Origin of the sequence: uncultured Streptococcus sp., assembly GCF_938036805.1 — a bacterium.
In the GTDB taxonomy this organism is placed as follows: domain Bacteria; phylum Bacillota; class Bacilli; order Lactobacillales; family Streptococcaceae; genus Streptococcus.
Genome location: NZ_CALHWC010000221.1, coordinates 1 through 13,121, shown reverse-complemented (window position 1 = coordinate 13,121; position 13,121 = coordinate 1). Strand labels below are relative to the sequence as shown.

The 13,121-nt window shown below is 42.6% G+C and carries 19 protein-coding genes; 5 read left to right on the top strand and 14 right to left on the bottom strand.

Features of this window, described 5'->3' with window-relative positions; translation table 11 throughout:
- The 6 genes from Q0191_RS09645 to Q0191_RS09620 all read right to left on the bottom strand — a co-directional run.
- The coding region (locus Q0191_RS09645; protein ID WP_297666014.1) for a 50S ribosomal protein L19 at positions 1 to 103 on the bottom strand (103 nt) is incomplete at its 3' end.
- 118 nt (positions 104 to 221) lie between these two features.
- Positions 222 to 548: a fluoride efflux transporter CrcB gene (crcB, locus tag Q0191_RS09640; RefSeq protein WP_297666012.1), complete on the bottom strand. Its 327-nt coding sequence runs from the start codon at positions 546 to 548 to the stop codon at positions 222 to 224.
- Positions 545 to 919, bottom strand: coding sequence for a fluoride efflux transporter CrcB (crcB, locus tag Q0191_RS09635; RefSeq protein WP_297666010.1), 375 nt, complete (start codon positions 917 to 919; stop codon positions 545 to 547). The genes crcB (Q0191_RS09640) and crcB (Q0191_RS09635) overlap by 4 nt, the downstream gene beginning before the upstream one ends.
- Complete coding sequence (locus Q0191_RS09630; protein WP_297666008.1) at positions 916 to 1,182, bottom strand: chorismate mutase; 267 nt, start codon at positions 1,180 to 1,182, stop codon at positions 916 to 918. Before Q0191_RS09630 ends, crcB (Q0191_RS09635) begins: the two co-directional genes overlap by 4 nt.
- Positions 1,183 to 1,335: 153 nt before the next feature.
- Complete coding sequence (gene sufB, locus Q0191_RS09625; protein ID WP_297666006.1) at positions 1,336 to 2,718, bottom strand: Fe-S cluster assembly protein SufB; 1,383 nt, start codon at positions 2,716 to 2,718, stop codon at positions 1,336 to 1,338.
- A gap of 123 nt (positions 2,719 to 2,841) precedes the next feature.
- On the bottom strand, positions 2,842 to 3,282 hold the full coding sequence (locus Q0191_RS09620) for a flavodoxin (protein WP_297666004.1): 441 nt from the start codon (positions 3,280 to 3,282) through the stop codon (positions 2,842 to 2,844).
- A gap of 105 nt (positions 3,283 to 3,387) precedes the next feature.
- On the opposite strand from Q0191_RS09620, the gene Q0191_RS09615 reads away from it, so the two are divergent.
- Both Q0191_RS09615 and Q0191_RS09610 read left to right on the top strand, forming a co-directional pair.
- Entirely contained in the window at positions 3,388 to 4,323 is a 936-nt protein-coding gene (locus Q0191_RS09615; RefSeq protein ID WP_297666002.1) for a bifunctional oligoribonuclease/PAP phosphatase NrnA, read from the top strand.
- A gap of 104 nt (positions 4,324 to 4,427) precedes the next feature.
- Positions 4,428 to 4,670, top strand: coding sequence for a type B 50S ribosomal protein L31 (locus Q0191_RS09610; RefSeq protein ID WP_005590635.1), 243 nt, complete (start codon positions 4,428 to 4,430; stop codon positions 4,668 to 4,670).
- Positions 4,671 to 4,828: 158 nt separating this feature from the next.
- Here the strand turns inward: Q0191_RS09610 and Q0191_RS09605 are convergent, their stop codons facing one another.
- The 6 genes from Q0191_RS09605 to cdaA form a co-directional block, all read right to left on the bottom strand.
- Positions 4,829 to 4,984 carry a hypothetical protein gene (locus Q0191_RS09605; protein ID WP_005590636.1) on the bottom strand — a complete coding sequence of 52 codons (156 nt, stop codon included), beginning with the start codon at positions 4,982 to 4,984 and terminating at the stop codon, positions 4,829 to 4,831.
- Between the two features lie 11 nt (positions 4,985 to 4,995).
- Entirely contained in the window at positions 4,996 to 6,306 is a 1,311-nt protein-coding gene (gene obgE / locus Q0191_RS09600; protein WP_297665998.1) for a GTPase ObgE, read from the bottom strand.
- A gap of 52 nt (positions 6,307 to 6,358) precedes the next feature.
- A complete protein-coding gene (locus Q0191_RS09595; protein WP_082757320.1) occupies positions 6,359 to 6,487 on the bottom strand; it encodes a DUF4044 domain-containing protein in 129 nt (42 codons plus the stop codon).
- A 184-nt stretch (positions 6,488 to 6,671) separates the two neighbouring features.
- Complete coding sequence (gene glmM, locus Q0191_RS09590) at positions 6,672 to 8,024, bottom strand: phosphoglucosamine mutase (protein WP_297665994.1); 1,353 nt, start codon at positions 8,022 to 8,024, stop codon at positions 6,672 to 6,674.
- A gap of 29 nt (positions 8,025 to 8,053) precedes the next feature.
- Positions 8,054 to 8,803: a YbbR-like domain-containing protein gene (locus Q0191_RS09585; RefSeq protein ID WP_048763687.1), complete on the bottom strand. Its 750-nt coding sequence runs from the start codon at positions 8,801 to 8,803 to the stop codon at positions 8,054 to 8,056.
- Entirely contained in the window at positions 8,790 to 9,647 is an 858-nt protein-coding gene (gene cdaA, locus Q0191_RS09580; protein ID WP_297665991.1) for a diadenylate cyclase CdaA, read from the bottom strand. The genes Q0191_RS09585 and cdaA overlap by 14 nt, the downstream gene beginning before the upstream one ends.
- Before the next feature lie 107 nt (positions 9,648 to 9,754).
- On the opposite strand from cdaA, the gene murT reads away from it, so the two are divergent.
- Genes murT through Q0191_RS09565 form a run of 3 tightly spaced genes read left to right on the top strand, consistent with a single transcriptional unit; the run spans position 9,755 to position 12,154 of the window.
- On the top strand, positions 9,755 to 11,098 hold the full coding sequence (gene murT, locus Q0191_RS09575; RefSeq protein ID WP_297665989.1) for a lipid II isoglutaminyl synthase subunit MurT: 1,344 nt from the start codon (positions 9,755 to 9,757) through the stop codon (positions 11,096 to 11,098).
- Positions 11,098 to 11,883: a lipid II isoglutaminyl synthase subunit GatD gene (gene gatD / locus Q0191_RS09570; protein ID WP_297665987.1), complete on the top strand. Its 786-nt coding sequence runs from the start codon at positions 11,098 to 11,100 to the stop codon at positions 11,881 to 11,883. Before murT ends, gatD begins: the two co-directional genes overlap by 1 nt.
- 13 nt (positions 11,884 to 11,896) lie before the next feature.
- Positions 11,897 to 12,154, top strand: a complete 258-nt coding sequence (locus Q0191_RS09565) for a LapA family protein (protein ID WP_045499381.1) — start codon at positions 11,897 to 11,899, stop codon at positions 12,152 to 12,154.
- 26 nt (positions 12,155 to 12,180) lie between these two features.
- Here the strand turns inward: Q0191_RS09565 and lepB are convergent, their stop codons facing one another.
- Complete coding sequence (gene lepB / locus Q0191_RS09560; RefSeq protein ID WP_297665983.1) at positions 12,181 to 12,738, bottom strand: signal peptidase I; 558 nt, start codon at positions 12,736 to 12,738, stop codon at positions 12,181 to 12,183.
- A gap of 147 nt (positions 12,739 to 12,885) precedes the next feature.
- The coding region (locus tag Q0191_RS09555; protein WP_297665981.1) for a His/Gly/Thr/Pro-type tRNA ligase C-terminal domain-containing protein at positions 12,886 to 13,121 on the bottom strand (236 nt) is incomplete at its 5' end.

Below are 13,121 nucleotides of genomic sequence, written 5' to 3'. Positions count from 1 at the left end.
CTTCGACAACTTTCGCGTGAACGCGGACAGTGTCACCAGGACGGAATGCAGGGATATCTGAGCGAAGTTGACCTTCAGTCAAGCTTTGAATTAATGGATTCATTTTTTCTCCTATCTTGCTAATCTTGTAGCTCAAGACGACAGCGGATTAGCCGTTTTTTTAGTGCATCCATTTATGCACAAAGTATATTATATCAAAATTCTAGTAAAAGTAAAGATTTTTAGATAAAAATTCCTAAAAGAATCGCTAAAAATCCTAAAAGGTAGGTCAACATCAGATAGAGGCTAAACTTCTTCTTATCTGAGAATAGCTCTGCTAATTCCGCATTAAAAGTGGAAAGAGTCGTTAAACCGCCACAAAAACCTGTTGCCAAAATGCTATACAGCTGCTTATCTTGGATATGATTATAAAAAACTCCAATCAAAAAAGCTCCTAATACATTGGCCATCAAGGTTCCTACTGGCAGAGCAGCTCTGCTATTGACCTTAGAAAAAAAGTAACGGACAAGAGCTCCTAGACCGCAAGCAGTGATCAAAAACCAAATCATGCGGCTACCTTCCTTCCAGCCCATAAAGCAATGCAAAGGCTGCCGCCGATACTCAAGGCAAGATATACGATCAATTCTGGATAACGGCCTAAATCCAACAATTTGAGCGAATCCAATAGAAGACCTGAAAAAGTCGTCAAGCCGCCACAAAATCCCGTCGACAAAGCCAATAACAAACGCTTGGAAACTTGCTTGCGACTGAGATAGCCTTTAACCAAATAGAGTAACAAGAAAGTTCCCAAATAGTTAACCAAAAGTGTCGCTAGCGGAAAATATCCCGTAAATGTGAAAAAGGATGAGCATTGATAACGAAGTAAACCGCCTAGCATAGCTCCCAAGAAGATTGCTAAAGAATTTTTTACTTCACTCATCTTATTTGCTTCTCCTGAAAAGAGCGTGAATGCTTTAGGATATCCGCAAAGATCGCAAGAATCGACTCTTGATAATCCTTATTTTCAATCTTACTCGCAACTTTAGCAAAAATTCTTTCTTCTCGTTTAGGATCTGCGACGGCCTTCCCAGTTGATTTTTTAACAGCAACAACTTGGCCGACCAGATTCATGCGTTTCTCCAGTAAGGCAACGAGTGCATCATCTACTTGGTCAATTTCCTGTCTGATTTCTTCTAACGTCATCTCATTCCTCCTCATATTCTATCTATCATATCAAAAAATAGTAAAATGTTCTAGTTTTATCCTAAATAAAAAAGGTCCTAAAGACCTTAAATTAAAAGAAAACTCGCTTAAGCGAGTTTTTATCCGCAACCTAAAATAGTTCCCCGAACCTTTTTAACCAACTGAGCCTTCCATACTCATGTTGATGAGTTGGTTGAGTTCAACGGCGTATTCCATTGGAAGTTCTTTGGTAATGGGTTCCATAAATCCGTTAATAATCATAGCTGTAGCTTCTTCTTCACTGATGCCTCGGCTCATCAGGTAGTAGAGCTGGTCCTCGGACACTTTGGAAACCTTGGCTTCATGTTCTAGCGCGACATTTGAATTATGGATTTCATTAAAAGGAATGGTATCGGAACTGGACTCACCATCCATCAGAATGGTATCACACTCGATATGAGATTTGGAGCCAGCACTATTCTTACCAAAGCGAACCTGCCCACGATAGTCTGTCTTGCCGCCATCCTTAGCCACTGATTTAGAAATTAAGGTACTAGATGTCTTGGGTGCATTATGAAAGACTTTGCAGCCCGCATCCAAATGCTGACCGTAGTTTGCAAAAGACATGGAAAGGACAGAAGTCCGTGCATTGCGGCCATTAAGAATGCTACAGGGATATTTCATATTGACCTTACTGCCTAAGTTCCCATCAATCCACTCTAAGGTGCCGCCTTCTTCGACAATGCCCCGCTCCGTTACGAGGTTATAGACATTGTCCGACCAGTTTTGAATGGTTGTATAGCGGAAAAAGGCATCCTTTTTGACAATGATTTCGACATTTGCCGCATGAAGGCTATTGCTTGTGTAAGTCGGTGCTGTACAGCCCTCAATATACTGGATGGAGCCACCCTCCTCGATAATCATCAATGAGCGCTCAAACTGGCCGGCATTTTCACCATTGATACGAAAATAGGTCTGAACAGGAACTTGGCACTGGACGTTCTTGGGCACATAGATAAAGGTTCCGCCGGACCAAACCGCACTATTAAGCGCAGAAAATTTATGCTCAGCATTTGAAATCACTGTACCAAAATACTGCTTAACCAAGTCTGGATATTCCTGCACAGCCGTATCCGTATCAGTAAAGATAATCCCCAACTTGGCAAATTCTTCTTTCATATTATAGTAAACCACTTCAGATTCATACTGAGCCACAGCTCCAGATAGAAAACGCTTCTCAGCTTCTGGAATTCCCAAGCGGTCAAAGGTTTTCTTAATCTCATCTGGCACTTCATCCCAGCTGCGAGCCCTCTCTCCTGTCAGCTTTTGATAATAGATAATGTCATCAAAACGAATACCTGACAAATCCGGGCCAAAGTCGGGCATGGGCAGCTTATGAAAGAGTTCCAAGGAGCGGAGTCGATAGTCCAGCATCCACTGAGGTTCATTCTTGATTTCTGAGATTTCTCGAACTACTTCTTCGGTCAGACCTTTACCAGTTGAAAAGAGCGGCTTAACATCATCATGAAAGCCAAAGGCATAGTCGCGTTCTTTCATAGAGGGTCCTCCTTTGTACTATGGATAGCGCTTACCTATATTATACTCCTAATCATGAGAATTATCAGAAAATAATACTTTAACAAAAGAAAAACGGCCACAGCCGCTTCCCATATTGTCATTTTAAACTTTACTTACCAACTCTTCCGCAAATGCTTCCAATCGCTCAATGTCATCTTCTTCTGCAGAAAGATCTACTTTGACACATTCTGAACCTTTCACTGCTCCTGTAGCCGCAAAAACAGCATCAAAGTCATCAACAGCCTTGCAGAATTCATCATAAAAAGTATCGCCTGAACCGGCCACTCCGTAGACCTTGCCAGACAAGTCCAAACCAGCCAAATCTTCGTAGAAATCCATCATTTCATCTGGCAATTCGCCATCCCCATAGGTATAGGTCGCTACAATGGCAATATCGGCCTCCAGAAAGTCCTCTGCGTCAACTGTCGTACATTCATCCACATCGACATCAACACCCAAATCTCTCAATTTATCAGCAACAATATCTGCGATTTCTTCCGTATTACCAGTCATGCTGGCAAATACAATTTTCGCTAAGGTCATAGTTTCCTCCAAATTATAATCTTCATTCATTATAACACATCTTTTTTATTTTAAAAATAAAAATTCTTGTGCTACAATAACTAGAGAAAGTTTAAGAGGTCTACAATGAGTATCTATAGCAAAATTCTGAAAAAAATTAAAGAATACGATAAAATTATCATCCACCGCCACATGCGCCCTGATCCAGATGCGATTGGCAGTCAAGTCGGTTTACAAAAGCTTCTCCAACTCAACTTTCCTGAAAAATCCATCAAAGTAACAGGTTACGACGAACCAACCCTTACTTGGCTAGCCAAGATGGATGAGGTGACCGATTCTGACTATGAGCAAGCCCTGGTGATCGTGTGCGATACAGCCAACACTCCTCGTATTGATGATAAGCGCTACAGCATGGGCGACTTTTTGATTAAAATCGACCATCATCCCAACGACGATATCTACGGAGACCTGCTGCTAGTTGATACAGATGCTAGCAGTACCAGCGAGCTTATCGCTCTTTTTGCCTTCGAAAATCGCTTAGAAGTAAATGACTCTATCGCCAAACTCCTCTATGCTGGTATTGTCGGAGATACAGGTCGTTTCCTCTATCCAGCGACTACTGCACGCACATTTGAGATTGCTGGAAAACTTCGCCAATATGCTTTTAATTTTTCAGAGCTTTCTCGAAAAATGGACTCCATCACCTATCAAGTTGCCAAACTACAAGGTTATGTGTACGATAATCTGGAAGTGGATGAAAATGGTGCTGCGCGCGTCATCCTATCACAGCAATTATTAAAAGAAAATCGATTGACTGATGCTGATACTTCAGCCATTGTAGGCGCACCTGGACGGATTGAAAATGTCCAGATGTGGGCCATTTTTGTCGAACAGCCTGACGGTCATTATCGTGTTCGCATGCGCAGTAAATTTACTCCAATCAATGAAATTGCCAAGCAACACAACGGCGGCGGCCATCCACTTGCCAGCGGTGCCAATGCTTATTCCAAAGATGAAGTCGACTTGATTTATCAAAAATTAAAAGAAAGAGCAAAAAAGTAAGAAAATCATCCAAAAGACTTGTCAAATCAATTAGAATTTGATAAACTATCAAAGTAACGAATCTATGGCTCGCAAAGAGACCATGGCAGAAAGGAATTTTTAAAATGAGAAAAGACATTCACCCAGAATATCGCCCTGTTGTATTCATGGACACTACTACTGGCTACAAGTTTCTTAGCGGTTCAACTAAGCGTTCTAACGAAACTGTTGAATTCGAAGGCGAAACTTACCCATTGATCCGTGTCGAAATTTCATCAGACTCACACCCATTCTACACTGGACGTCAAAAGTTCACTCAAGCAGATGGACGTGTGGATCGTTTCAACAAAAAATACGGTCTCAAATAAGAACCGTATTGACATTAAAAAGAATGTTGATACAAAGCCATTTCCGAGAAATCGGATTTGGCTTTTTTTGTTTTTTCCAATAGAAAATCCTTTGAAATCTGGAATGAGGCAGCATTACTACTGTCACTCATTCCTTCATTTCAAAGGATTGGTTTCAACTATTGATTTTCTTTCAATTTTTCTCGCTCAAGGCGAAGTTTGCGATTTGGATTTAGCCGGTTGAAGAGTTCTTCCAGCTTTTCTGCATTCCAAACATCTGCTGCTGAGACAAAGTTGCCATTTTCGTCTCGGAAAGATATTGGTTTATCACCCATTACATATCTCCTTAGTCAACAAATTCAAACTCAAACTTACCGATGCGCACCAAATCTCCGTCCTTGGCACCACGCACACGAAGTGCTTCGTCAACACCCATACCGCGCAACTGACGAGAGAATTTCATGATAGACTCATCGCGGTCAAAGTTGGTCATTGTAAAGAGTTTTTCTAGCTTATCACCTGAAAGCACCCATGTAGCATCATCATCACGGGAGATTTCGAAGGCTGGCGCTTCTTCGTCAAAGCCATAATAAGCCTCGTCTTCCATATCAGATTCTTCATAAAGCAGAAACTCAGGCGTCTTATCCAGCAGCTCAGCCGTTGCATCCAAGAGCGTGGCAAGCCCCTGCTTGGTCAGACTAGAAATAGGGAAAATCTGTGGCAACTCTTCAAATTCATCATAGTTGGCAGCTAGTTTTTGCTTGAATTCTTTCAAGTTTTCTGCGCTATCAGGCATATCCATCTTATTGGCTACAATGATCTGTGGCCGTTCCATCAAGCGTAAATTATAGGATTCCAGCTCTTTGTTGATCGCCAGGTAATCTTCATAAGGATCACGTCCCTCACTGGCAGACATATCAATAACGTGCAAAATGACCCGTGTCCGCTCAATATGACGAAGAAACTGGGTACCTAGCCCTACTCCCTGACTGGCTCCTTCGATCAATCCTGGCAGATCGGCTACAGCAAAAGATTCTCCAGACTGAGTCCGAACCATACCCAGATTAGGCACAATCGTGGTAAAGTGATAGGCTCCGATTTTTGGCTTGGCTGATGTAATCACACTCAGAAGAGTTGACTTGCCAACCGAAGGAAAACCAACCAGACCAACATCAGCCAGTACTTTTAGCTCCAGCAGTAATTCTCTTTCCTGACCGGGCTCCCCATTTTCAGAAATTTCGGGAGCAGGATTTTTAGGTGTAGCAAAGCGGATATTACCACGTCCGCCACGTCCGCCATGCGCTACGACGAAACGTTGACCGTGCTCGATCAAATCTGTAATCACCTTGCCGGTCTCAGCATCACGCACGGTCGTCCCCTGCGGTACACGGACAATCAAATCCTCCGCTCCTCGACCGTGCATTCCCTTGGTCATTCCTTTTTCGCCCGATTGAGCCTTGAAATGACGATTGTAACGGAAGTCCATCAAGGTACGGAGACCTTCATCCACGACAAAAATCACATCGCCACCACGGCCGCCATCGCCGCCCCAAGGTCCGCCATTGGGTACATATTTTTCTCGACGAAAAGCCACCATGCCATCGCCGCCTTTGCCAGCCTTGACCTGAATCTTGGCTGTATCTAAAAACATACTCATATAAATTCTCGCTTCTTTTTTACTCTAAAAAAACGCCTTGCAGCGTTTAGGATTAGAAGATTGCGCCGATAGCTGATGCAAAAATTGCACCGACTGTTACAAGTAACATGATTACCACGACCAGCATTGTCAATTTTTCAAATCCAGTTTTTTTACGTTGTCCGTTATCTCCAAAAGCCACTTTATTACCTCAATTCCAAGATTACTCTCTATATTCTAACACGATTAGCATACTTTTTCAAATATTTACGAAAGGAAAAGGAAAAAGAGAGTTTTCAGCCTGTCAGCAAAAAACTTCTAAAAAAGATTGAAGAATTTGCCTCAAATAGGGACTTTCTCCAATCTTTTGAATTTTATCTTGCTTTTTAGTCGATGCCAATCTCAGCACGGACTACATCCGCAATTGTGTCCACATAATAGTCCACTTCTTCGTGAGTTGGCGCTTCAGCCATGACACGCAGAAGCGGTTCTGTCCCACTTGGGCGGACAAGGATACGGCCGTTTCCTGCCATTTCAATTTCCATTTTTTCAATAATGTCTCTGATGGCTGGTACTTCCATTGCCTTATCCTTCATAGCATTTTCGACACGGATATTGACCAATTTTTGTGGGTAAATGGTCACTTCTGATGCAAGTTCAGACAAGCTCTTGCCAGTTTCTTTCATCACTTTGGTTAATTGTACCGCTGACAATTGACCATCACCAGTGGTATTATAATCCATGATAATAACATGTCCAGATTGCTCGCCACCTAGATTATAACCGTTCTTGCGCATTTCTTCTACCACATAGCGGTCACCAACGGCAGTCACTACTTTATTGATGCCTTCGCGCTCCAAGGCTTTGTGGAAGCCAAGGTTGGACATAACAGTAGTCACAATTGTATTTTGAGCCAATTGGCCTTTTTCAGAAAGATACTTGCCGATGATGTACATAATCTTGTCACCATCTACAATGTCGCCATTTTCATCAACAGCAATCAAACGGTCACTGTCGCCATCAAAAGCGAGGCCAATCGCTGCACCTGACTCACGGACTGTTTCCTGTAAGCCTTCTGGATGAGTTGAGCCTACATTTAAGTTAATGTTGAGGCCATCTGGATTTTCTCCGATAACAGTCAGCTGGGCACCCAAATCAGCAAAAATTTGACGGGCACTAGTTGAAGCAGCGCCATTTGCCGTATCGAGGGCAACATGCATTCCTTCAAGATCTAAACCAGTTGAAACAAGATATTGTTGGTACTTACGCAGGCCTTCTGGATAATCCATGACTTTTCCTAAGCCTTCAGCACTTGGGCGAGGAAGGGTATCTTCTGCTGCGTCCAGCAAAGCTTCGATTTCAAGCTCACGCTCATCATCCAGTTTATAACCATCGCCACCAAAGAATTTGATTCCGTTATCAAGAGCAGGATTGTGGCTAGCCGAAATCATGACACCCGCGCTAGCTTTTTCGGATTTAACCAAGTAAGCAACACCTGGAGTCGCGATCACACCTAGTTTGTAGACGTGGATCCCCACAGAAAGCAGACCTGCAATCAAGGCACTCTCCAGCATTTCTCCCGAAATACGTGTATCACGGCCAACAAACACTCGAGGAACTTCACTTTCGTGTTGGCTCAGAACATATCCACCAAAACGGCCCAGTTTAAAGGCCAATTCCGGCGTTAATTCCACATTGGCTTCTCCACGAACACCATCGGTTCCAAAATATTTACCCATTTTTAAAATTTTCCTTTCAAATCTTGCATTTATTTACTAGATGAATTCGAACTTGAGCTCGATTTGGAGCTTGACGAATTCGAATGTGTGGTTTTGGTCGTAACTTTCATCGTTGTTTCAAACGGTGTCACAACACTTGGCAAAACATTCCCATTGGCATCCATGGCCTGCAAGGAAGCTGCCCCACTATAATTTCCTGAAATAGTGACGTTGCTTGGTAAGACTGCTGCGACATGATTAACTTTTTCCAAAGTTTCTTCATCGCTTGTCACTGTAACTTCTTCGTGCTCCAAGCTCACATTTGTGATAGAGATATCTTCTGCAACCTGACTGCCTGTGATGAGATACTTCACTGGCACTTTCTTGCTTGCTTTTTTACCTATCTTGACTGAAATTTTTTGCGGATTGACCGTAGCAGACAGGCCGCTAGGTAGATTTTCGACTTTCAGCTGCACTTCGACTGTTCCTTCTGATGCATTGGATAAATCCGCTACCACATGGAACTTCCGTGTACTTTCCTGCATTTCGCTACTTAAAGCCACTCTATTAGAACCCGTCAAAACAACGCTAGCTTCGGAAGTGAAGCCGCTAATGAAGTACCGTTCACTATCATACTTGATATCAATCGGGACATTAGAAATCGTATTACTGTAAGTTTCCGAGGTCACTTGGCGAATACTGATACTATTTTGAAAACTACTAGACGTCGCATAAATAAACAAAACCAAAGCAAAAAATAAGGAGGAAATAATATAGAGAATTTTTTTACTTTGTTTCATTCTTCCATCCTCCTAGGATACGATTCTTTAGGCTCAATTTCTCATGCTTGTCTGATAAGAGAACTTCCCGCAGTTGTAGCTCAAACTCATTCAAGCTCAAGTTGTGCTTGAAAACTCCATTATGCGTCGTAGAAATACCACCTGTTTCCTCAGACACGACAAAAGTAAAGGCATCTGAAACTTCCGAAAGGCCAATCGCAGCCCGGTGCCGAGTTCCAAATTCCTTGGAAATACCTGTACTTTCTGTTAGCGGCAAATAGGCACAGGAAGCTGCAATCTTATTATCCTTGATAATAACAGCTCCATCATGCAAGGGCGTATTTGGAATGAAAATATTGATCAACAGCTCCCCAGAAATATCCGCATCCAGAGGAATTCCAGTCGCAATATATTCCTGCAGTGTTCGAGTTCCTTGAATAGCCACCAGGGCACCAATCTTACGTGGACTCATGTAAGCCACTGCCTTGACAAAGGCTTGAATCAATTTCTCCTCACTGCTTACTGGAGCAGCAGAAAAAATTTCGGTCGCTCGACCCAGTTTTTCAAGACCAGTCCGAATCTCTGGTGAGAAAATCACCACTGCCGCAATAACCCCGTAGGTAATAACCTGATTGATCAACCATGAAATGGTCGTTAAACCAATGATATTCGCTAAAAACTGTGCCAAGATGAAGAAGAGCACTCCCCGAACCAGAATCATAATTTTGGTCCCGGCAATTGCTTTAGTAAAATGATATAAGATCCATGTAACTAAGGCAATATCAATAATGTTGATTAAAATACTCCAGGGACTACTGAATACATTAGACCAGTATTGGAGATTGGTTAGTTGTTGAAAATTCATTGCATAGTGGCCCTCCCAGTCAAAAACAAACGGTTCTCAACCATTATATCACTTTTAAGGATATTTTTCTGTAACCTTCTTTACTTTTTTATGATAAAATATTTCTTATGAAGATAAATACAGCATTGGGCCTCTTGGCAGGCAAGTCCTCCCACTTTGTTCTCAGCAAAATGGGACGCGGCTCGACTCTGCCAGGGAAAGTTGCCCTCACATTTGACAAAAACATTCTGCAAAACTTGGCCAAGAACTACGAAGTTGTGGTTATTACAGGAACAAATGGAAAAACTCTGACTACAGCTTTGACGGTGGGCATTCTCAAGGAAGCTTTCGGAGAAGTGGTGACCAATCCTAGCGGTGCCAATATGATTACAGGGATTACAACAACCTTCCTGACTGCTAAAAAAGGCAAATCTGGCAAAAATATCGCTGTACTGGAAATCGATGAAGCCAGCCTATCTCGGATTTGTGATTATATCAAGCCTAGCCTCTTCGTCTTTACCAATATTTTCCGAGACCAGATGGACCGCTATGGTGAGATCTACACGACCTATCAGATGATCTTGGATGCGGCGGCTAAGGTTCCTGAAGCAACTGTACTGATGAATGGCGATAGTCCGCTCTTTAACTCGGTCAGCCTGAAAAATCCTGTCCGCTACTATGGTTTCGACACGGAGAAAAACCAGGCTAAGCTGGCGCACTACAATACAGAAGGCATCCTCTGTCCTAAGTGCGAGCATATCCTCAAGTACGAGCTCAACACTTATGCCAATCTGGGGGCTTATATCTGTGAGGACTGCGGCTTCAAGCGTCCTAAGCTAGACTATAGCCTGACCGCTCTCAAGGCACTTGAGCACAATCGCTCTGCCTTTACCATTGATGGTCAAGACTATCAGATTAATATCGGTGGTCTCTACAATATCTACAATGCCTTGGCCGCTGTATCAGTTGCTCAGTTCTTCGGAGTTGAGCCGGCTACCATCAAGGCTGGCTTTGACAAGAGCCGGGCTGTCTTTGGCCGTCAGGAAACTTTCAAAATTGGCGATAAGGAATGTACCTTGGTCTTGATCAAAAATCCAGTCGGTGCGACCCAAGCCTTGGAAATGATTGAGCTGGCACCTTTTGACTTTAGTCTATCTGTCCTGCTCAATGCCAACTATGCAGACGGCATTGATACTAGCTGGATCTGGGATGCTGATTTTGAGAAAATTCTAGCGATGAATATTCCTCAAGTCATTGCAGGCGGAGTTCGCCATTCTGAGATTGCGCGTCGACTGCGAGTAACAGGCTATCCAGCAGATCAGATTACCGAAGTCAAAGATTTGGAAGCAGTCTTTAAGTTGATTGAAGAGCAAGAAACCAAACACGCCTATATCCTAGCTACTTATACCGCTATGCTGGAATTCCGTGAATTGCTAGCAGAACGACAAGTCATCAGAAAGGAGATGAACTAATGGTTTATAGATCCCTTGTTTCTCCTGAAAACCAGGATTATCACTATGACTTAAAAGTCGCTCATCTCTACGGCGACCTTATGAATACCTATGGCGACAACGGCAATGTCCTGATGCTCAAGTATGTAGCCGAAAAGCTAGGCGCTAAGGTTGAGGTCGATATTGTCTCCCTAGAAGATGACTTTGACAAGGACAGCTACGATATCGTCTTCTTTGGCGGAGGTCAAGACTATGAGCAAACGATTGTGGCTCGTGACTTGCCAGCTAAAAAGGAAGCTTTGGAAAATTTTATCAATGACAACGGCGTTGTGCTAGCTATTTGCGGTGGCTTCCAACTCTTAGGCCAATACTATATCGAAGCTTCTGGTCGACGAATCGAAGGACTTGGCATCATGGGGCACTACACCCTCAACCAAGTCAAGAATCGCTATATTGGTGACATTAAGATTCATAACGAAGAATTTAACGAGACCTACTACGGCTTTGAAAACCACCAAGGACGAACCTTCCTCTCTGACGATGAGAAACCTCTGGGCAAGGTCGTCTATGGAAATGGCAATAACCAAGAAGACGGCAATGAAGGCGTTCATTATAAAAATGTCTTCGGCTCCTACTTCCATGGTCCTATCTTGTCCCGCAATGCGAACTTGGCCTACCGTCTGGTGACCACTGCTCTGAAAAATAAGTATGGCTCAGATATTGAACTGGCCGCTTATGAAGATATCCTTGCCCAAGAAATCCCAGAAGAATACGGCGATATCAAGAGCAAGGCTGAATTTGAATAATTAGGAGATCGTTATGAAAGAAAAATTGCACTATATCCTGCTATTGATTACCATCCTATTGGTTGCCAGTATTTCCTTAGCCAATATGCAAAGCGTCAATGTTAGTTTTATCCTCTTCAGCTTCAAACTTCCCTTGATCATTTTGATTTTGGTCTCTGTTCTCCTGGGCTCTATTACAACCTTTCTCATCAGCATGTCTAAAAACTTCTCGCTGAAAAAAGAGCTTAAGAAAACCAAAGAAAGTCTTAAAACATCTCAAAAAGAAAACTAGGTTGGAATTTCCAGCCTAGTTTTTTACTACTTCGTTTCAATAAAACCAAATTTATTTAAGGGAGACACGCGAAATTCTACACTTCCCTTAATCTGCTCCTTTTTAATCAGCCCAAACTCACGGCTATCTTTCGTGTTTTCTCGTCGATCATTTAAGATTAAAAAAGAATTTTTAGGGATGGTATCAGAAGTCGCTCCTTTTAAGTCAACAATAGAAAAATCGTGGGTATAATAGCCTGTGCTGGCAGCCGAAGCCAGATATTTCTCTCGCATCTTTTCGATATATTGCTCTGATTGCACCTGATCGTTCAGATACAGCAAGTTATCCATATAGGTCACCTTGTCATTTTCCATAGCAATGACACGGCCGACATACTCTTTTCCATCAACTTCATAGAGGGCAAATTCCCCACGCACAAGCTTAGCCGTCTTGTCTGCCAAGACCAAATCATTCTCCGCTAAGAAAGAATTGGCATCCTGCTTGGTGATACGATAAGGTGTATAGACAAACAAACGTAAGCCCACCAAAATGGCAATAAATACCGTAACAATGATAATATTCCTCAGTAAATCTCTCTTTAACATCTCTCTCCCCTATCCTTTTATTCCATTATATCATTTTTCATGGGATTAGACAAAACACAGAGACGAGAAAGAATTTTCTTTAATAAAATTGTAAAAAAGGCAAAGTCTGTTGAGGAGCTCCCCCAGTCGAATTTGCCTTTCTTATTTTTAATCTTCTTTAGCCACACGAGATTTGTTGGCAATATCAGCTAGGATAGCTTGAACAAATTCATCAACTGGGACAGTTTGTGTTTCTTTTTGTCCGTAGCGACGAACGTTGACAGTTCCGTCTTCCATTTCCTTGTCTCCAACGATCAATTGGTAAGGAATTTTGCTAGTTTGTGAAGCGCGAATCTTGAACTGCATTTTTTCATTGCGCTCATCCACATCAGCACGGACACCAC